Genomic DNA, 20,373 nt, shown 5'->3' with positions numbered 1-20,373 from the left:
ACACAAGGAGACTGATCCCTCATGTCCTGGCTCAACGAAGAGCCCCGTCTGCGCACGGTACTGGCCCTGGCCGCCGGGCTGACAGCGGGCACGGCACTGGCTCTCGCCGGTCCGGTGGCCCCCGCGGCCCACGCCGCCTCCGGCACGCTGGGCGCGGCAGCGGCCGACAGCGGCCGCTATTTCGGTACGGCGGTGGCCGCCGGGAGGCTCGGCGACTCGACGTACTCCACGATTCTCGACCGGGAGTTCAACATGATCACCCCGGAGAACGAGATGAAGTGGGACACCACCGAGCCCTCGCGCGGCAGCTTCAACTTCGGGCCCGCCGACCAGATCGTCAACCACGCCACAGCCCACGGTCAGCGCATGCGCGGCCACACCCTGGTCTGGCACTCCCAACTCCCGTCCTGGGTGAGCTCCATCACCGACCCCAACACCCTGCGCAGTGTGATGGACAACCACATCACCCAGGAGATGACCCACTTCAAGGGCAAGATCTACGCCTGGGACGTGGTCAACGAGGCCTTCGCCGACGGCGGCAGCGGCCAGCACCGCAGCTCGGTCTTCCAGAACGTGCTGGGCAACGGCTTCATAGAGGAGGCGTTCCGCACCGCGCGGACGGCCGATCCGGCGGCCAAGCTCTGCTACAACGACTACAACATCGAGAACTGGTCCGACGCCAAGACCCAGGGCGTCTACAACATGGTCAAGGACTTCAAGTCCCGCGGTGTGCCCATCGACTGCGTCGGCTTCCAGTCCCACTTCGGTACCGGCGGCCCGCCCGCGAGCTTCCAGACGACGCTGTCGAACTTCGCCGCACTCGGCGTGGACGTCCAGATCACCGAGCTGGACATCGCGCAGGCGCCGGCCAGCGCCTACGCGAACACCGTCAAGGCGTGCATGAACGTCGCGCGTTGCAGCGGCATCACCGTGTGGGGCATCCGCGACAGCGACTCCTGGCGCAGCGGCGACAACCCGCTGCTGTTCGACAGCAACGGAAACAAGAAGCCTGCCTACGACGCGACCCTGACCGCGCTGGGCGGTGGCACCGGGACCCCGGGCGGCGGCATCGTCTCGGGCCAGGTGTACCAGGTGAGCGTGGCCTCCGCGGGGCGGGTGCTGGACGTGCCGAGCGGGCAGACCGGGAACGGCACGCCGGTGCAGGTCTGGGACGCCAACGGGAGCGCCGCGAACCAGCAGTGGCGGGCGAACCAGAACAGCGACGGCTCGTACACGCTGACCAACATCGCCAGCGGGCGGGTGCTGGACGAGCCCGGCGGCCAGACCGGCAACGGCACGCGGTTGACCATCTGGGACAACAACGGCGGCGCCAACCAGCACTGGCGGGCGAGCCAGAACAGTGACGGTTCCTACACCCTGGTCAACGTGGCCTCCGGCCGCGCCCTGGAGGTCCCCGCGGGGCAGAGCGCCAACGGGAGCCCCGTCCAGATCTGGGACTCCAACGGCGGCGCCAACCAGCACTGGAGGCTCGGGTGAGGTGACCGGCACCCGGTAGGGGCCCTTCGAGGGGACACCCGCGCCCGGTACGGAAGTCGTAGCCGGACGCGGGTTCCGGCCTGCCCTCAGGCGGCGCGAACATGTGCAAGACATGGGATGTATCGAGCGGAGAGTCGTCAAGTGAAGTCTCTTGACAGGGTGTTGGGCCTGTGACATCACTATGCGACATGGGATGTATGAGTGTTCCCTGTGCGTGCCTGCGGGCGCGCAGACGGGAGCGGTCGACATCCCTTCCGAACGCTCTCGGACAGGCACGGCACTCTCCGTCCCCTTCCCCACGCATACGCGAGGACACAGAATGCAGCCTTCATCCGCTCCGCCCCGCCACTCCACCGCTCGCGCGGCGCGCTTACCGGCGGCCGCCGCCGTGTGCGTGATGGGACTGCTGATCGTGCTGCTGGCGAACGGGCCGACCTGGTCCGCGCCGACGTCGCCGGCACCCCTGGTCGGTTCGGCGTCGGGCCGGTGCCTGGACGTCAAGGGCGACATCGACACACCGGGCACGATCCTGGACCTCTGGGACTGCAACGGCCAGGCCAACCAGGCGTTCCAGCCGACCTCGGCCGGCGAGCTGAGGACGATGAACGGCACCCGGTGCGTGGACGCCCTGGACGGGCGCACGACGCCCGGAGCCCCCGCCGTCATCCGCGCGTGCGACGGGCGGGCGACCCAGGTGTGGCGACAGAACGCCGACGGGTCCATCACCGGCGCCGCGTCCGGATTCTGCCTGGACGCCGAAGGAGCGGGTACGGCCAACGGCACCGCGGTCATCCTGTGGACCTGCAACGGCCAGGGCAACCAGAAGTGGACCGGACCGGCCGCCCCGCCCCCGCCCGGCGGGTCGGGCCCGTGCGACATCTACGCCGCGGGCGGCACCCCGTGCGTCGCCGCCCACAGCACGGTGCGCGCCCTCTACGGCTCCTACAACGGCCCGCTGTACCAGGTCAGGCGCAGCTCGGACAGTGCGACCCGGGACATCGGCGTGCTGACGCCGGGCGGCTTCGCCGACGCCGCGGCCCAGGACGCCTTCTGCGCCGGCACCAGCTGCGTGATCACCGTCGTCCGCGACCAGTCCGGGCACGGCAACGACCTGTGGTACCAGGGCTCCGCCCAGGTCCCGGGGTCGAGCCAGAGCAGCCCGGCGAAGGCGACCGCCGAGTCGCTGACCGCCGGGGGCACCAAGGCGTACTCGCTGTACATCAACCCCGGGAACAGCTATTGGCGCGACGGCCACCTGACGGGCGTGCCGACCGGTGCGGCACCCGAAGGGGCGTACATGGTGACCAGCGGCACCCATGTCAACGGCGGCTGCTGCTTCGACTACGGCAACAGCGAGACGACCAGGAAGGCCGACGCCGCCGGGGCGATGGACGCCATCAACTTCGGCACCGAGTGCTGGTTCGGCGGCTGCCAGGGAAGCGGCCCCTGGGTGCAGGCCGACCTCGAATGGGGGCTGTACCCCGGCGGCAGCCAGTCCTGGAACCCCGGCCAGCGGGCGTTCAACGACAAATTCGTGACCGCGATGCTGAAGAACAACGGCACGTCCAGGTTCGCCCTCAAGGGCGGCAACGCCCAGTCGGGCGGCCTGACCACCCTGTGGGACGGCCAGCTCCCCGGCGGATACAGCCCCATGAAGAAACAGGGGGCCATCGTCCTCGGCAGCGGCGGCGACTGCTGCAAACCCGGCGGTGGTGCCAACCTGAGCGCCGGCACCTTCTACGAGGGAGCCGTCGTCGCGGGCTATCCCTCCGACACGACCGACAACGCGGTGCAGGCCGACATCACGGCCGCCGGCTACCGCTGAACACCTGTCAGTTCCCCCATCCGGTCCAGGAGTAGATGCCCCATGCCCACGACCACCCCGCCGCCCCCGTCGCGATCCCTGCGCAGAATCCTGGCGCTCACCTTCTCGGCCGTGCTGCTCGCCGTGGCGGCACCCCTGCTCGCCCTCGGCACGGCGCACCCCGCCGCCGCTCTCGGCAACGGACTCGCGCCGACCCCGCAGATGGGCTTCAACGACTGGAACGCGTACGGCTGCAACGTCTCCGAGTCGCTCATCAAGTCCACCGCCCAGGCGATGCACACCAACGGCATGCAGGCGGCGGGCTACACATACGTCAACATCGACGACTGCTGGATGACCAAGAGCCGTGACTCCGGCGGCCACCTGGTGCCGGACCCGGCGAAGTTCCCCGACGGCATCAAGGGCACCGCCGACTACGTCCACTCCCTGGGCCTGAAGCTGGGCATCTACGAGGACGCGGGCACCGCCACCTGTGCCGGCTACCCGGGCAGCCTCGGCCACGAGAGCACGGACGCGCAGTCGTTCGCGTCGTGGGGCGTGGACTACCTGAAGTACGACAACTGCAACAACACCGGCGCGCCCGCCCGGACCCGGTACACCGCGATGCGGGACGCGCTCGCGGCCACCGGCCGGCCGATCCTGTACAGCCTGTGCAACTGGGGCCAGGAGAACGTGTGGACCTGGGGCGCCGACGTGGGCAACAGCTGGCGCACCACGGGAGACATCAGCCCGACCTTCTCCAGCATGCTGTCGATCTTCCACAGCAACGTCGGGCTGGCCTCCTACGCCGGACCCGGCCACTGGAACGACCCGGACATGCTGGAGGTCGGCAACGGCTCGATGACCGCGACCGAGAACCGCAGCGAGTTCAGCCTCTGGGCGGAGATGGCCGCACCGCTCATCGCCGGCACCAACATCCCCCAGGCGAGCGCCTCGACCCTGGCCACGCTGACCAACTCCCGGGTGATCGCGGTCGACCAGGACCCGCTCGGCAGGCAGGGAACCATGGTGTCCTCCTCCGGCGGCCTCGACGTGCTGGCCAAGCCGCTCGCGAACGGGGACGTGTCGGTCGCGCTGTTCAACGAGACCGGCTCCACGGCGACCATCACCACCACCGCGTCCGCGATCGGGAAGACCGGAGCGTCCGCCTACACCCTCACCGACCTGTGGTCCGGCGGATCGTCCACGACCTCCGGCACCATCAGCGCCTCGGTACCGGCTCACGGAACCGTCATGTACCGGGTCGCGGGCGGCACCAGCGGCGGCTCGGGCAACAGCGTGACAGGGGCACTGCACGCCGTCGGCGCGGGCAAGTGCCTGGACGTACCCAACTCCACCACGACCGCCGGCGCCCAGGTGGAGATCTGGAGCTGCAACGGCGGCGCCAACCAGACCTGGACGCACACCACGTCCAACCAGCTCACCGTCTACTCCGGCACGGCCCAGACATGCCTGGACGCCTACGACAACCAGACCACGCCGGGCACGAAGGTGGAGATCTGGCCGTGCAACGGCCAGAGCAACCAGCAGTGGACGCTGAACTCCAACGGCACGATCACCGGCGTCCAGTCCGGCCTGTGCCTGGACGTGGCCGCAGGGGCCACCGCTGACGGAAGTCTCGTCGAGCTCAGCACCTGCACCGGCAGCAGCAGCCAGCGATGGACGCTGGGATGAACCGCCTCCCGCTCCGCCCACGGGCAGCTTCGGTGCCGGCGCCCGGCGGCACCCCCACCAAGGAGGTCTCCTTGCCCGGATCGGCAACCCATGACCGGCGAAGCCGGTTCCCGGCCGCGTTCCTGATCGCCCTGGTGCTGGCCCTGGCCGCGCTCGGCACCCCGGCGTTCGCGACGTCCCCACGAGCAGCAGCGCCGGCCGCGCCCGCCGCCGCGCAGCTTCCGTGCGACCTCTACGCCGCGGGCGGCACACCGTGCGTGACCGCTCACTCCACGACCAGGGCGCTCTTCGCGGCGTACAACGGGCCGCTCTACCAGATCCAGAGGTCCTCCGACCACGCCTACCGCGACATCGGGCTGCTCGCCGCCGGCGGGTACGCCGACGCCGCGTCCCAGGTCTCGTTCTGCGCCGGCACCTCGTGCACGATCACGAAGATCTACGACCAGACCACCCGCCACAACGACCTGCCGATCTCCTGGGGCGGCTACTGGAAGGGCCCCGGCCCCAATGGATCCGACGTCGGAGCCGACGCCATGGCACTGCCGGTGACCGCGGCCGGCCACCAGGTCTTCGGCGTCAAGGTCACACCCGGAGTCGGCTACCGCATCGACCACGCGAGCGGCGTCGCCACCGGCTCCCAGCCAGAAGGCATCTACATGGTGACCTCGTCGAACTACACCAACCAGTGGTGCTGCTTCGACTACGGCAGCGGCGAGAACTCCCACACCGACACCGGCAACGCCACCATGAACGCCATCTACTGGGGCAACGCCTGCTGGTTCAACGGCTGCACGGGCACCGGTCCCTGGGTCGAGGCCGACCTCGAGAACGGCATGTTCCACACCAACACCGGCTCCAACAAGGACCCGAACAACCAGGGCGTGCACCACCCGTTCGTCAGCGCGTGGCTGAAGAACAACGGCACCAGCAACTTCACCCTGAAGTACGGCGACGGCTCCGCCGGTGGACTGACCACCACCTTCTCCGGCCCCCTTCCCAACGGCTACTCACCGATGAAGGTCGACAGCTCCGTCCTCCTGGGTACCGGCGGCGACAACAGCGTCTCGGGACAGGGCGAGTTCTTCGAGGGCGCGATGACGGCGGGTTACCCCTCCGACGCCACCGAGAACGCCGTCCAGGCCAGCATCACCGCCGCCGGGTACGGAACGTCGGGCGGCGGTGGCGGTGTCACCGGTGCGCTGCACGCGGTGGGCGCCGGCAAGTGCCTGGAGGTACCCGGCAGTTCGACGACTCCTGGCACGCAGGCCCAGATCCGGGACTGCTCCGGCGGGGCCAACCAGACCTGGTCCGAGAGCACCTCCGGTGAGCTGAGCGTGTCCCTCGGAGGCAGCCGCCTGTGCCTGGACGCCTCCGGGCAGGGCACCAGCCCCGGCACGAAGGTCATCACCTGGACCTGCAACGGCCAGAGCAACCAGCAATGGACGCTCAACACCAACGGCACCGTCACCAGCGCCCAGTCCGGGCTCTGCCTGGATGTGTCGGGCGCCGCCACCGCCAACGGAACCCCCGTACAGCTGTGGACCTGCAACGGCCAGTCCAACCAGAAATGGACGCTGAACTGACCCCGTGAGTCCATGCGCCCGACCCCGGGGCGGCGGGTCCCACCGCCGCCCCCGCCCAGGAGGACCCGATGAGGATGAGAGCGAGACCCGGACGTGCGGCACTGGTGAGCGGCATCGTCCTGGCACTCGTCATGGCGCTGCTGACGACGGCCCCGAGCCAGGCCGCCGCGGGCACGTCGCTGAGCGTCGACCTGGCCTCGCCCCGGGGACCGTCGACCGGCGTGGGGGAGGGGTTCCTCTACGGCATCAGCCAGGACGGCACCCAGCCGGCCGACCAGTTCCTCCAGCCGCTGGGAATCAACGCCTTCCGCGGCGGCGGATGGTTCTCCGGCGGCTGGATCAGGGACGGCTACCAGTACGGCTCCGCGACCCGGGCCGACCTCGACTCGATCACCGCGCAGGCCCGGCGGCTCACCCGGCCGCCCTACCACGCGCAGTACCAGGTGCTGGTCAGCGACATCTACGGCGCCAACGGCGGCCAGCCCTCGAACACCAGGTATCCGTGCGACAACGGCGACTGCTCGAACTGGATCAGCTTCGTCGACGCCACGGTGGGGGCCCTGCAGGCGACAGGGCTCACGTTCTCCTACGACATCTGGAACGAGCCGGACATCTCCGTGTTCTGGACCCGGGGCGTCAACAGCGCGCAGTACTTCCAGATGTGGGACACCGCCTACCGGGAGATCCGGCGCCTCGCCCCCGGGGCGCAGATCGTGGGGCCGTCCCTCGCCTTCACCCCGCAGCGCAACCCGGGGGAGTGGGGGACCTGGCTCGCACACGTGAAGGCGGCCGGGACCGTCCCCGACATGATCAGCAACCACAACGAGGGCGACGTCGACGACCCCGTCACCGTCGCCCAGAGCCTGCGCACCTCCCTCGGCTCGGCGGGCATCGGCCCGCTGCCGCTGTCCTCGAACGAGTACCAGCCAGCCGACCGGCAGACTGCCGGCGTGACGGCCTGGTACCTGGCCCGGTTCGCGCAGTCCGGGTACGCCAACGCCATGCGCGGCAACTGGGTGTGCTGCACCACCCCGAACCTGACGGGGGTGCTCACCCAGAGCGGGGGCACCTGGCAGCCGACCGGCAACTGGTGGGCGCTTCGGGACTACGCCGACATGACGGGAACCCTCGTCGGCACCTCGGGGCAGGTGGGATCCACGGCCATCGCCGCATCCGAGGACTCCGCCGCACAACGCGCCGTGGCGCTCATCGGTGACGCCAACGGGTACACCGGCGCCGTGTCCGTGACCTTCGACGGGCTGTCCTCCGTGCCCTGGCTGACGAACGCGGGCAGCGTCCACGTCACCGTGCACCGCATCCCCGACCAGGCACCACTCGGTGCGCCGCAGACCGTGTACGACCAGAACGTGAGCGCATCCGGTGGCTCGCTCACCGTGCCGCTCACCTTCCAGGCAACGCACGACGCGTTCGCCGTCTACCTGACCCCGGCCTCCTCCGGCGGCACGGGCTTCCCGGACGGCAACCACCAACTCGTCGTCGCGGACGACAACCTGTGCCTCGACGTCTACGGCAACTCCACCGCCGTGGGCGCCGTGGTCGACCAGTGGACCTGCAACGGGCAGGACAACCAGCGCTTCCTGTTCGTGCCGGCCTCCGACGGCTACGGCGAACTGCGCGCCCGGAACTCCGGCCAGGACGTGGCGGTCGCGGGCGGTTCCACGACGGCCGGCACCCCGGACATCGTGCAGCAGGCCCCGGGCACCGCCGCCAACGCCCTCTGGCTGCCCGAGCGCCAGTCGGACGGCTCGTACGCCTTCCAGAACCGCAACAGCGGCCTGTGCCTGGACGTCTACGGCGCCGGCAGCACCGCGGGACAGCAACTGGACCAGTGGCAGTGCAAGAACGCACCGGGCACCAACCAGGACTTCGTCGTCCGCTGAGACCGCACCCGACGCGGACTCCACCGACCTGCGAAAGGAAACCACCGTGTCAGCAATCAGACGGCTGCTGCGGCGCCTGCGCGCCTCGACCGCCGTGCTCACGGGCCTTCTCCTGGCCGTCGGCGGCCTTGTCGGCACCGTCGCCGCCCCGGCACACGCCGCGACCTCCCTCACCATCAACGGCGCGTCCGGAGGACGGACCTTCGACGGCGTCGGCGCGATCAGCGGAGGCGGCGGAAACAGCAGACTCCTGATCGACTACCCCGAGCCCCAGCGCGGTCAGATCCTCGACTACCTCTTCAAGCCCGGCTACGGGGCCTCCCTGCAGATCCTCAAGGCCGAGATCGGCGGGGACACCAACTCCACCTCCGGCGCCGAGCCGAGCCACGAGCACACCCGTTCCGACCTGAACTGCGACCGCGGCTACGAATGGTGGCTCATGGAGCAGGCCAAGGCCCGCAACCCGGACATCAAGCTCTACGGGCTCGCCTGGGGCGCCCCGGGGTGGATCGGCGGCGGGAACTTCTGGTCCACCGACATGGTCAACTACCTCGTCTCCTGGCTGGGCTGCGCCAAACAGCACGGCCTCGCCATCGACTACCTCGGCGGCTGGAACGAACGCGGCTACAACGTCTCCTGGTACGAGCAACTGCGCAGCGCGCTCAACTCCAACGGCTACGGCAGCGTCAAGATCGTCGCCGCCGACTCGGACTGGACCGTGGCGAACGACGTCGACTCCAACTCCGCTTTCGCCTCCGCGGTGGGCGTCATCGGCACGCACTACCCCTGCGGTTACCGCTCCTCCCAGTCCAACTGTTCGGTGCCGTCGGCCGCCACGTCCTCCGGCAAGCCCCTGTGGGCCAGCGAGAACGGCTCGGACGACTACAACGGGGGAGCCCCCGCCATGGCCCGCGGCATCAACCGCGGATACATCGACGGCAGGATGACCGCGTACCTCAACTGGCCGGTCGTCGCCGCCATCACGCCGAACCTGCCGTACCCCACCATGGGCCTCGCCCTCGCCTCCCAGCCCTGGTCCGGTCACTACGCGATCGGCAAGAACACCTGGGTCATGGCGCACACCAGCCAGTTCACCGCCCCGGGCTGGAAGTACCTCGACTCCTCCAGCGGCTACATCGGCGGCAACCGGAACAACGGCAGCTACGTCTCGCTGAAGTCCCCGAACAACTCCGACTACTCCACCGTCATCGAGACGATGGACGCCGGCAGCGCCCAGACCCTGAACTTCGACGTCACCGGTGGCCTGTCCGGCGGAACCGTCCACGTCTGGTCGACCGACGTCAACTCCTCGAACCCGGCCGACTACTTCGTGCACACCGCCGACGTCACCCCCTCCGGCGGAGGCTTCAGCCTGACCGTGCAGCCCCATCACCTCTACACCCTGACCACCACCACCGGGCAGGGCAAGGGCACCGCCACCGGCCCCGCCCAGGGCGCCATGAGCCTGCCGTACAGCGACACCTTCGACGGCTACACCACCGGCACCGAGGCGAAGTACCTCATGGACTGGCAGGGCGCCTTCGAGGTGACGGCCTGCGGCGGTGGCCGCGGCGGCAAGTGCGTACGCCAGATGAGCCCGCAGAAGCCGATCACCTGGGACGCGCTGTCCGATCCGCACGCCCTGCTCGGTGACGTGGGCTGGAGCGACTACACCGTCTCCTCCGACGTGCTGCTGGAACAGCCGGGATACGCCGAGCTGATCGGCCGCGCGAACAGCCAGGACTACAGCAGCACCGGCGGTCTGAACGCCTACCACCTCAGGGTGAGCGACACCGGTGCCTGGTCGATCCTGAACTCGGCCACCAACGGCAACGTCTCCACCCTCGCCCGTGGGACGACCACGGCGCTGGGCACCAACCGATGGCACACCGTCGCCCTCACCTTCTCCGGAAGCACCATCAGCGCCGTCATCGACGGCTCCACGGTCGGCTCCGCCACCGACCGCACCTGGGCCGGCGGACAGGTCGGCTACGCGACCAGCCAGGGCGAGACGGCACAGTTCGACAACCTCTCCCTCACCCCCGGAAGCGGAAGCGGAGGAGGCGGTACGACCGGTCCGATCGTCGGCGCCGCCTCCGGCCGGTGCGTGGACGTGCCCAACCAGTCGCAGACCTCCGGAACCCAGGTGGAGCTGTGGGACTGCAACGGCGGCAGCAACCAGCAGTGGACCAGCACACCGGCCGGTGAACTTCGGGTCTACGGCAACGCCTGCCTGGACGCGGCGGGCGGCGGCACCAGCCCCGGCACCAAGGTCGACATCTCGGGCTGCACCGGCGGCGGCAACCAGAAGTGGACGCTCAACGCCGACGGCACGATCACCGGCGCCCAGTCGGGCCTGTGCCTGGACGCCACCGGCGCGGGAACGGCCAACGGCACCCTGCTGGAGCTGTGGACCTGCACCGGCGCCGGCAACCAGAAGTGGACACGCGAGTGACCGGCACCGGCCGGGACCGCCACCCCGTCACCTGACCCTGAAGGACCCCCCACATGACCGCCTCCCCCCGCCCGATCAGCCGACGCCGCCTGCTCGCGGCGACCGGCGCGGCCACGGCCGCCGGCCTGCTGCGGTTCGCCCCCCAGGCCGCCGCCACCGACGGCCCCGCGAGCTACACCGCCACCTGGTCCTCCGTCGACCAGCACCCCCCGGCCCCCGCCTGGTTCAAGGACGCCAAGTTCGGCATCTACTACCACTGGGGCGCCTTCAGCGTCCCCGCGTACGGCAACGAGTGGTATCCGCGCAACATGTACGTCGGCGGCTCCAACGAGAACCAGCACCACATCGCCACCTACGGCGACCCCTCGGTATGGCCGTACCAGAACTTCCTCGACGGCGCTCGCGACAAGGCGGGCAACTTCGTCCAGTTCGCCCCCAAACTGGTGTCCCAGGGCGGCAACTGGGACCCGGACGCCTGGGCCCGGCTGTTCAAGTCCGCGGGCGCCAGGTTCGCCGGCCCGGTCGCCGAACACCACGACGGCTTCTCGATGTGGAACAGCCGCGCCAACCCGTGGAACTCCGTCCAGCACGGCCCCCGACTCGACCTGGTCGCCCTGCACGCCCAGGCGATCCGCGCCCAGGGCCTGAAGTTCATGGCCTCGCTCCACCACGCCTACCACTTCAACGGCTACTACGACCACGTGCCGTCCCAGTCCGACCCGGCCCTGCGCATCCTCTACGGACAGCAGGGGGCGGCGGCGGAGAACAAGCTCTGGTACGACAAGCTCGTCGAGGTCATCGACGGCTACCAGCCCGACCTGCTCTGGCAGGACTTCGACCTCAACCTGGTCCAGGAGTCCTACCGGCTGCAGTTCCTCGCGCACTACTACAACCAGGCGGTCGCCTGGAACAAGGACGTGGTCGCGACCTACAAGGACGGGCTCGACAACCAGGGCGAGGTCTTCGACTTCGAGCGCGGCGGGCCGGCGGGACTGCTCACCCCCTACTGGCTGACCGACGACAGCATCTCCTCCTCCAGCTGGTGCTACACGGTGGGCATCGGCTACTACTCGACGCAGGCGCTGCTGCACTCGCTGATCGACCGGGTCAGCAAGGGCGGCACCATGTTGCTGAACATCGCGCCCATGGCCGACGGCACCATCCCCTCCGGTCAGCAGTCGATCCTGCTCGCCATGGGGGACTGGCTCGGCCGCTTCGGCGAGGCGGTCTACGGCACCCGCTCCTGGTCCAGCTACGGCGAGGGCCCCACCAAGATGGGAGGCGGCTCCTTCAGCGGACCGGTGGCCGGCAAACCGCAGGACATCCGCTTCACCCGCAGCCAGGACAACAAGGCCCTCTACGCCACCGCGCTGGGCTGGCAGGGCGCCACCATGACCGTCACCACGCTGAACTCCAACCAGATCAACCTCAGCACCCTGACCGGCGCGCAGCTGCTGAACAACGCGGCCGGCACGTACGTCAACCTGCCCGCACCCACCCAGGACGCCTCCGGCCTGCACCTGGCCATGCCCTCGACGAACCCGCCGTTCAACGCCCTCGCCTACACGGTCAAGCTCACCTTCTCCGGCGAGATCCCCGTCCTGGGCGCACCCGGCGGCTCGACGACCTGGGTGAAGATCGCCAACGTGACCAGCGGTCTGGTTCTGGACAGCGGGGGCAACGTCGCCTCCGGCTCCAACCTCAAGCAGTGGAACTACGACGGCAGCGCCAACCTGCAGTGGCAGCTGATCGACCTCGGCAACGGCTACTACCAGATCATGAACCGTGCCAACGGCATGGCCGCCGACAGCTGGGGCAACTCCGCCAACGGCGCGCCCGCCCGGCAGGAGGCGTGGAACGGCGGCAACAACCAGCAGTGGTCGCTGAACAGCCTCGGCAACAACCGCTACCAGATCGTCAACCGCGGCACCGGCACCGCCCTCGACGGCAGCGGCAGCACGACGGTGGGCTCGACCACGGTGATGTGGACGCCGAACTCCAGCACCAACAACGAGTGGACCATCACCGCCGTGTGAACCCGCCGGCACTCCGAATTCCCCCCCGACGCAAGAAGGAGCGCGTATGAAACGCAGACCACTCCTGATGTCCATCGCGGCTGCGGTACTTCTCGTCCTGTCGGCAGCCGGCACCTCGTCCGGCAACAGCCACGCCGCCCCCCGTCCGGCCGCGGTCGCCGCCTCGGCCACCGCCGGCTGCGGCAAGGCCCCGGCGCTGACGAGCGGCACCCACACGATCCAGACCGGCGGCCAGACCCGCAGTTACATCCTGAGGGTTCCGGCCGGCTACGACAGCAACCACCCCTACCGGCTGATCTTCGGCTTCCACTGGCGCGGCGGCACGGCCGGCGACGTCGACTCGGGCGGAACGGACGGATACAACTGGTCCTACTACGGTCTGAGGCGCCTGGCGGACAGCGCGAACAACGGCACGATCTTCGTCGCACCGCAGGGTATCGGCAACGGCTGGGCCAACACCGGCGGCCAGGACGTGGCCTTCGTCGACGCCATGGTCAGCCAGCTCGAAGCAGGGCTGTGCGTCGACACCACCCAGCTGTTCTCCGCGGGCTTCAGCTACGGCGGTGCGATGTCCTACGCCCTCGCCTGCGCCCGGGCGACCGTCTTCCGGGCCGTCGCGGTCTACTCCGGCGCCAACCTCAGCGGCTGCAACGGCGGCAACCAGCCCATCGCCTACATGGGACTGCACGGCCTGAGGGACAACGTGCTGCCGATCCAGTCGGGACGGGACCTGCGCGACACCTTCGTCCGGACGAACGGCTGCACCCCGCAGAACCCGCCCGAGCCTGCCTACGGCAGTCTGACGCACATCATCACCACCTACTCCGGATGCCGGTCGGGCTACCCCGTCGTGTGGGCCGCGTTCGACGGAGCAGGCCACGACCCCGGCCCGATAGACGGCTCCACCGGTGACGGCTGGCGCACGTGGACGTCTGCGGCGGTGTGGCAGTTCTTCACCCAGTTCGGCTCCAGCACATCACCGCCTCCGCCCCCGCCGTCGAGCAGCCAGGAGATCGTCGGCCAGCAGTCCGGGCGCTGCCTCGACATCAACAACTTCACCACCGCCAACGGCACCCAGGCACAGCTGTGGGACTGCAACGGCGGCTCCAACCAGCGGTGGACCCTTACCGCCGCCAAGCAACTGATGGTCTACGGCAACAAGTGCCTGGGCGTGGGCCAGTCCGCGGGCAGCGGCACCCCGGCGGCGATCTGGGACTGCAGCGGGCAGCCGGACCAGCAGTGGAACGTGAATCCCGACGGCACGATCACAGCGGCACAGTCCGGTCTGTGCCTGGACGCCGCCGGCCAGGCCACAGGCAACGGGACGAAGATCCAGCTGTGGACCTGCACGGGTGGCGCGAACCAGCAGTGGCGCCTGCAGAACTGACAGGCGGGCCAGGTACGGCACCCTGCCGACCTGGCCCGTGCGCACCGACGGCGGGGCGGCCGGGCCGATGCCCACCAGAAGCTCTCGCGTCCTGCTTGCGGGGCGCGAGACCTCTGTTTGCTGGAACCTGACGCAAGAAACGAGCATGACCTCCGGGCGACAGGTGTCACAGATCCAGGACGACGTCCTGTGCGGGTCTGCTGCAGCAGATGAGGATGTTGCCCTCGCCCGGCGGCTCGACCGGGTCCGGGGAGTAGTCCACGGCCCCTGACATCATGGCGAGCTCACACGTGTGGCAGACGCCCGTGCGGCACGACCACTGGACCGGCACGTCGCATGCCTCCGCGAGCTCCAGCAGGGAGTTCTGGTCGTCGTTCCACGGGACGGTCAGTCCGCTGCGGGCGAAGGAGACGGAGGGACCGGTGCCCGGAGCACCATCCGGCCGGTGCGGCGCCCTCGCCACGGGCGTGGACTTGATCCCCGGGGTGACGGAGGGGCCGCCGCTGAAGTTCTCGGTGTGCACGCGGGAGGGCCGCAGACCGGCCTTGACCAGTGCGTCGGTCATACCGTCCATGAAAGCCGCCGGTCCGCAGACGTAGGCGTCGGCATCGGTGGGCAGGCCCAGCGAGAGGATCCGCTCGCCGGAGATGCGGCCTGCTTCCGCGTAGTCCTTGCCGCGCTCGTCGGCGGGGTCGGGCCTGCTGTAGTAGACGACGGACCGTGCGTCGGCCAGGAGCGCCACCAGGTCACGCACCTCCTGGGCGAAGGGATGCGCACGGCCGTTGCGGGCGGCATGCAGCCACCACACCTGCCTGCGGGAGGCGGTGTCCGCCAGTGCGTGCAGCATGGCCAGCACAGGAGTCGCCCCGATGCCGGCGGACACCAGCACGACCGGCGTGTCACCACCGGTGAGGCAGAAGGTGCCGCGCGGTGCGGCGAACTCCAGGCTGTCGCCCGCCCGCACGTGCGTACGCATGTAGGTGCTCGCCAGGCCGTGCGGTTCCACCTTCACACTGATCCGGTACGTACCCGTGCCGGGCACGCCCGACAGCGAGTAGCTGCGGATCAGGGAAGTGCCGTCCTCCGCCGTGCGCATCCTCACGGTCAGGAACTGTCCCGGCAGTGCGGCGGGCAGGGCGGAGCCGTCGGCCGCGGCCAGACGAAGGGAGATCACGTCGTCGCTCTCTGGGCGGACGTCCGTGACCGTCAGAGGGCGGAAGCCGCGCCAGGCCGGGGGCGGGACGCCTGCCGCGGCGGTGAGACCGGCGCTGCCGGACGGCGTGGTCGCGCCCTTGTCGGCCTGTTCGAGCAGCTCGCGCATCGAGCCCTGCCAGCCGGGACTGAGAGCGGGTATGCGCAGGGCCCGGCGCACCTGGTCAGGGGTGTGACCGGAGAGGTAGAGGACGGAGTCGATCTCCTCGACGGTCATGGCTTCCGGCCCGGTGGAGACCTTGACGATCTGCTGCCCGGCCTCCACCTCGCCCTCCTCGATGACACGCAGGTAGAAGCCGGGCCGATGGTGGGCCACCAGCAGCGCCGCCATGCGCGGTTCGTTCAGACGCAGGCCGACCCGGTAGCAGGTCACCCGGGGCTGCGAGACCTCCAGAAGGGCTCCGCCGACCCGGTACCGGTCGCCGATGCAGACCTCGTCGTCGGGGAGCCCGTCGACCGTGAAGTTCTCCCCGAAGCTGCCTGGCGTCAGGTCGTCCCGGCCCAGTTTCCCGGACCAGAAGCGATAGGAGTCGAGTTGGTAGACCAGCACGGCCCGCATCTCCCCGCCGTGCCCGTCCAGGTCCCCCTGACCGTCACCGTCGATGTTCAGCCGCCGCACCATCCTCGGCCCCGACACGGGCTGCTTGTGCACCCCGGTGTACACGGTCCTGCCGTGCCAGGAGACGTCCTTCGGCATCCCCACGTTGACTGAGATCAAGGTGGCCACCGCTCGCCCTCCTCGTCCACCCTCAGCCGGTCACACGGCCGAGGGATCCGTGGCTGTAACCGCTTATGTGTCCAGGTGCGTTTCCGGCGCGAAGGAAGGCGTGGACACCGTCCGGCCCGAAGATCTCGTCGCGCTCACCCCAGACGGCCGGCAGCGGCCCCATTCCCGGGGAAATGCTGACTCCTGAATTCAACTTTTCTGCTCAGCCGGCCGAATTGTTCGATTTCACACTAGACCCGGCCGCCGACGGGAGCCACCTCCGCGCTGGCGGTCGTCCGCCGTTCCTCTACCGACTGGGCCCGGAAGGCGCCCGCAAAGTACTGGACGACATCCAGGCAGCACCTGTCGAACTGCTGGACGTCGAGGAAAAGTGGATCACCGTTCCGGCGGAGGTGGGTGATGTCGGAGTCCGTGTCGTGAAACCCCCGAACGCGGGCGCTCCCCTGCCTGTCACCCTCTACGTACATGGCGGAGGATGGATCCTGGGCAACGCGGGCACCCACGACAGGCTGGTGCGGGAACTGGCCGTGAGCGCACGGACGGCGGTTGCCTTCGTCGAGTACGACCGCTCTCCCGAGGCCCACTACCCGGTGGCGATCGAGTAGGCCTACGCGACCGCGCGGTGGCTGAACACGAACGGCGCGGCCGAGGGCCTGGACGTGTCCCGCCTGGCGGTCGCCGAGGATTCCGTCGGGGGCAACATGGCCGCCGCGTTGGCGATCCTGGCCAAGCGGCGTGGTGATGGCCAAGGCCATGGCCTGGTTCTGGGACGCCTACACGACCGAACCGGAACAGCGTCTCGAACCGACCGCGTCCCCCCTGCGGGCCGCCGAGGAGGAGCTGTCCGGACTGCCGCCCGCTCTGGTCGTCGTGGACGAGAACGACGTCCTGCGTGACGAGGGCGAAGCCTATGCCCGCCGCCTGAGCCAGGCCGGTGTGCCCACGACCAGCGTCCGCTACAACGGCATCTTCCACGACTTCATGATGCTCAATCCCGTCCGGCCCACGCAGGCTTCGACGGCAGCGATCGAGCAGGCCGTCCACACCCTCCGCAAGGCGCTCGGCACCGCCTGAGGTGCCGCCCCGGGAAGTGCGACGCCCCTCACTCGTGGAAGGATCTCGATCATGACGACACGTGAGGTGGTGGAGCGGTTCTTCGGGCTGCTGGGCGCCGGGGACCCGGACGCCGTGGTCCCGGTCTTCGCGGACGACATCGACTGGTACGTCCCCGGTTCGCCGTCCCTGCCCTGGACCGGGCACCGTTCCAAAGGTGCGGAGGTGACCGATTACCTCAGGACCCTCGGCGACAACATCGTCCCGGAGAGAAACGTGGACCAGGTGGACGCGCTACTGGTCGACGGCGAACACGCGGTCATGCTGGGGCGGTTCACACGCGTGGCCAAGAGCACCGGCCGCACCTGCGAGATGCCTGTCGCCATGCACTTCCGCGTCGAGAACGACCGGATTGTCCAGCTCCATCTGTACGAGGACACGCTCAAGGTGTTCCAGGCGTACACCGACTGACCCCCTGCCTTGCCGCTCTTCGACGAGGAGCCCGCCGGCCACCAGCCGAAGCAATCGGGCATGTGAGCCAAGGGTGATGGCCCCCTGTTCGGCCGGTCAGGACCCTTCCGCGCCGTCAGACTCGTAGGAGGGAACGCTTCGGGGGGCGTAGGTATGGGCGAGACGGGGCTTGGTGTGACGGACCACGGCGTCCATCGCCCGCGCGCGGTGCCGCGGCACGTGGCCTGCGTGATGGACGGCAACGGCCGCTGGGCGCAACGGCGTTCGCTTCCACGAACGGCGGGCCACCGGGCTGCGGAGACCACCGTCATCGACATCATCGAGGCGGCACGGGCGGCCGGAGTCGAGTGGCTCAGCCTGTACGCCTTCTCCACGGAGAACTGGAACCGTCCCGGCGCCGAGGTCGACTACCTGATGCGTTTGGTCCGCCGGGTTGTGCGCAAGCACGCGCCGCTGCTGCTCGCCCGCGGCATCCGCTGCCGCTTCCTCGGGGCCGGGGACCCGCGCATCCCCCGTGCACTGGCCCAGGACTTCGACGATCTGGCGACGCTGACCGCCGACAACCAGGGGATGACGCTCACCGTCGCCTTCGACCACGGCGGACGCCGGGACATCGTCGAGGCCGCCAGGTCGCTGATTCGCAGCGGGACACCCGCCGATGACGTGACGGAGCGGCTCTTCGCGAACCACCTGCCGTTCCCCGACACCCCGGACGTCGACCTCGTCATCCGTACCTCCGGCGAGCAGCGCATCTCCAACTTCATGCTCTGGCAGGTCGCCTACGCCGAGTGGGTCTTTCCCGAGGTGCTCTGGCCGGACTTCCGGGCCCCTGACTTCCTCGCCTGCCTGCACACCTACCGGCGCCGTGACCGCCGCTTCGGCGGCGTACCGCCCCAGACGAACGGAGACCCGTCATGACGACTGGACCCACGGGAACGGCCGACGAAGCACCCCTGTTCGGCCCGGAATCGCAGTTCCGCGCCTTCTTCGACGACCCGCGCTGGGCGCTGGCCATGATCCGAGCCACCGTCCTGGAGGCCGCCCACCCGCAGATCGGCGCAGCCCTCGCCGACAACTCCACCTTCGTCGCCCACCCCTGGCGTCGGCTGCGCAACACCTTCCTCAGCATGCGGCGCATGTTCGACGGCGACCCAGCCGTACGAGAACGGGAGGCCGCCCGGCTCAACAGGCTGCACGCCCGCATGAGCGGCTCCGACTCCCGCGGCCGCGCCTACGACGCCATGGACCGCGCGACCCGCGCCTGGGTCGTCGCCACCCTCTACGAGAGCGCCGTCACCATGTGCCGACTGAGCGGTCAGCCGCTCGACCAGGACACCATGGAGCGCATGTACGCCGAGTACCGCGCGTTCCTCGCCGCGCTCGACGGCGACGCCGGGGAACTCCCCGAGGACCTGAACGACTTCTGGCGGTACTTCGACAGGGTCGTCGAGGACGAGCTGGAGAACACCGAGGCAGCCCGCATCATCCTCTATCGGCTCTTCGACCACCTGCCCGCCCCGGCACTGCTGGACGGCGCGCCGACGCTGTGGGCGGCCGGCCGGGCCGTCGTCGGTCCGCTCCTCGGCGCCATCACCGTCGCCTCGCTTCCCGAGCCCTACCGGCGCAGGGCCGGCCTGCCCGAGATGCCCGGCGCCCCGACCCTCATGCAGGGCGCCTACCTCGCCGCCGGGCTCACCCGTTTCCTGCCCGAGGGCTGGATCAATGCCGAAACCATCATCGAGACCCTCTCCCTCTCGCCCGACAGCGACGACCCCCGCGCCCGGACCGTGACCGCGCTGCGCGCCCGCATGAAGCGGGCATCGGCCCTGCTCCGCCTCCTCACACCACGCAGCGGTGACACCGGCCCCGACCCTGACCTCGCTGCCGCGTCGGCCACGGGAGAGGGCGGGCGCTCGGCGGAGGAGTTCTTCCATCAGGTGCTGGACCAGACCGGCGACGGCCACCTCGACTGGCCTGACCTCGCCGCCATGGCACGCGAACTGGCCACCCGCCTCGACCTGGACGAACCCGAGGAGACCCGGCTCTACGACGCCTTCGCCGCCTGGTGGCGCGAGCTCCAGGCCGCCCTCGACACGGACGGCGACGGCCGGGTCAGCGCCGACGAGTACGCCGCCGCCGTACCCTCTCTCGCCGGTCCCGCGCTCATCCGCGTCGCCGAGGTGCTCTTCGACGCCGCCGACAAGGACGGCAGCGGGACCATCAACGCGGACGAACACCGGGCGCTCTTCCGCACCGCCTTCCACCGCGACCTCACCACCACCGACAGCACCTACGGCCGCAGCGCCTTCGTCGGCGACTTCCTTTCCTTCATGTCCGGCCGCCGCAGGAACTCCGCTTACGACCCCCTTCTCGCCGACGCCTGACGCACTCGAGAACCGGGCTTCCATGAACCCGTGGGGGATCGTGATCGTGGGGTGTGACCGAGGTACGCGTCGAGAGTCAACGGGACGGTCTTGAAGCCCTGAGTGCCTGCTCTGCCGGCGGCAGAACGGCGGCCCGGCCGGGCTCGACGGTCCCTACAGTCCAGTCGC

The 20,373-nt window shown here is 69.7% G+C and carries 11 protein-coding genes and 2 pseudogenes; 12 read left to right on the top strand and 1 reads right to left on the bottom strand.

Annotated elements, in window-relative coordinates; translation table 11 throughout:
* Positions 1 to 21 precede the first annotated feature (21 nt).
* The 8 genes and pseudogenes from AB0G52_RS35580 to AB0G52_RS35545 all read left to right on the top strand — a co-directional run.
* Positions 22 to 1,479: pseudogene (locus tag AB0G52_RS35580) on the top strand (endo-1,4-beta-xylanase); the annotation flags it as partial.
* Positions 1,480 to 1,894: 415 nt separating this feature from the next.
* Positions 1,895 to 3,322 carry an arabinofuranosidase catalytic domain-containing protein gene (locus AB0G52_RS35575; RefSeq protein WP_361342481.1) on the top strand — a complete coding sequence of 476 codons (1,428 nt, stop codon included), beginning with the start codon at positions 1,895 to 1,897 and terminating at the stop codon, positions 3,320 to 3,322.
* 42 nt (positions 3,323 to 3,364) lie between these two features.
* Positions 3,365 to 4,996 (top strand): ricin-type beta-trefoil lectin domain protein, encoded by a 1,632-nt coding sequence (locus AB0G52_RS35570; protein WP_361342478.1) that lies wholly within the window; start codon positions 3,365 to 3,367, stop codon positions 4,994 to 4,996.
* A 71-nt stretch (positions 4,997 to 5,067) separates the two neighbouring features.
* Positions 5,068 to 6,579: an arabinofuranosidase catalytic domain-containing protein gene (locus AB0G52_RS35565; RefSeq protein WP_361342475.1), complete on the top strand. Its 1,512-nt coding sequence runs from the start codon at positions 5,068 to 5,070 to the stop codon at positions 6,577 to 6,579.
* A gap of 68 nt (positions 6,580 to 6,647) precedes the next feature.
* On the top strand, positions 6,648 to 8,480 hold the full coding sequence (locus AB0G52_RS35560; RefSeq protein ID WP_132891743.1) for an RICIN domain-containing protein: 1,833 nt from the start codon (positions 6,648 to 6,650) through the stop codon (positions 8,478 to 8,480).
* 46 nt (positions 8,481 to 8,526) lie between these two features.
* Positions 8,527 to 10,935 carry a ricin-type beta-trefoil lectin domain protein gene (locus tag AB0G52_RS35555; protein ID WP_361342472.1) on the top strand — a complete coding sequence of 803 codons (2,409 nt, stop codon included), beginning with the start codon at positions 8,527 to 8,529 and terminating at the stop codon, positions 10,933 to 10,935.
* A 53-nt stretch (positions 10,936 to 10,988) separates the two neighbouring features.
* Complete coding sequence (locus AB0G52_RS35550; protein WP_361342469.1) at positions 10,989 to 12,971, top strand: alpha-L-fucosidase; 1,983 nt, start codon at positions 10,989 to 10,991, stop codon at positions 12,969 to 12,971.
* Positions 12,972 to 13,038: 67 nt separating this feature from the next.
* Positions 13,039 to 14,358, top strand: coding sequence for a ricin-type beta-trefoil lectin domain protein (locus tag AB0G52_RS35545; RefSeq protein WP_132891830.1), 1,320 nt, complete (start codon positions 13,039 to 13,041; stop codon positions 14,356 to 14,358).
* Positions 14,359 to 14,524: 166 nt separating this feature from the next.
* On the opposite strand, the gene AB0G52_RS35540 is transcribed toward AB0G52_RS35545, so the two are convergent.
* Positions 14,525 to 16,297 carry an MOSC and FAD-binding oxidoreductase domain-containing protein gene (locus AB0G52_RS35540; RefSeq protein ID WP_361342466.1) on the bottom strand — a complete coding sequence of 591 codons (1,773 nt, stop codon included), beginning with the start codon at positions 16,295 to 16,297 and terminating at the stop codon, positions 14,525 to 14,527.
* 65 nt (positions 16,298 to 16,362) lie between these two features.
* Here AB0G52_RS35540 and AB0G52_RS35535 point away from each other — a divergent pair.
* The 4 genes and pseudogenes from AB0G52_RS35535 (at position 16,363) to AB0G52_RS35520 (ending at position 20,205) form a co-directional block, all read left to right on the top strand.
* Positions 16,363 to 17,371: pseudogene (locus AB0G52_RS35535) on the top strand (alpha/beta hydrolase).
* A gap of 51 nt (positions 17,372 to 17,422) precedes the next feature.
* Entirely contained in the window at positions 17,423 to 17,821 is a 399-nt protein-coding gene (locus AB0G52_RS35530; protein WP_361342463.1) for a nuclear transport factor 2 family protein, read from the top strand.
* A gap of 153 nt (positions 17,822 to 17,974) precedes the next feature.
* On the top strand, positions 17,975 to 18,739 hold the full coding sequence (gene uppS, locus AB0G52_RS35525) for a polyprenyl diphosphate synthase (protein WP_361342460.1): 765 nt from the start codon (positions 17,975 to 17,977) through the stop codon (positions 18,737 to 18,739).
* Positions 18,736 to 20,205 carry an oxygenase MpaB family protein gene (locus AB0G52_RS35520; protein WP_361342457.1) on the top strand — a complete coding sequence of 490 codons (1,470 nt, stop codon included), beginning with the start codon at positions 18,736 to 18,738 and terminating at the stop codon, positions 20,203 to 20,205. The genes uppS and AB0G52_RS35520 overlap by 4 nt, the downstream gene beginning before the upstream one ends.
* The last annotated feature ends 168 nt before the right edge of the window (positions 20,206 to 20,373 follow it).

This window comes from Streptomyces sp. NPDC021562 (assembly GCF_040640875.1).
Lineage (GTDB): Bacteria > Actinomycetota > Actinomycetes > Streptomycetales > Streptomycetaceae > Streptomyces.
Note: the sequence above shows the minus strand (reverse complement) of the source record. Positions and strands in the feature narration are given on the sequence as shown.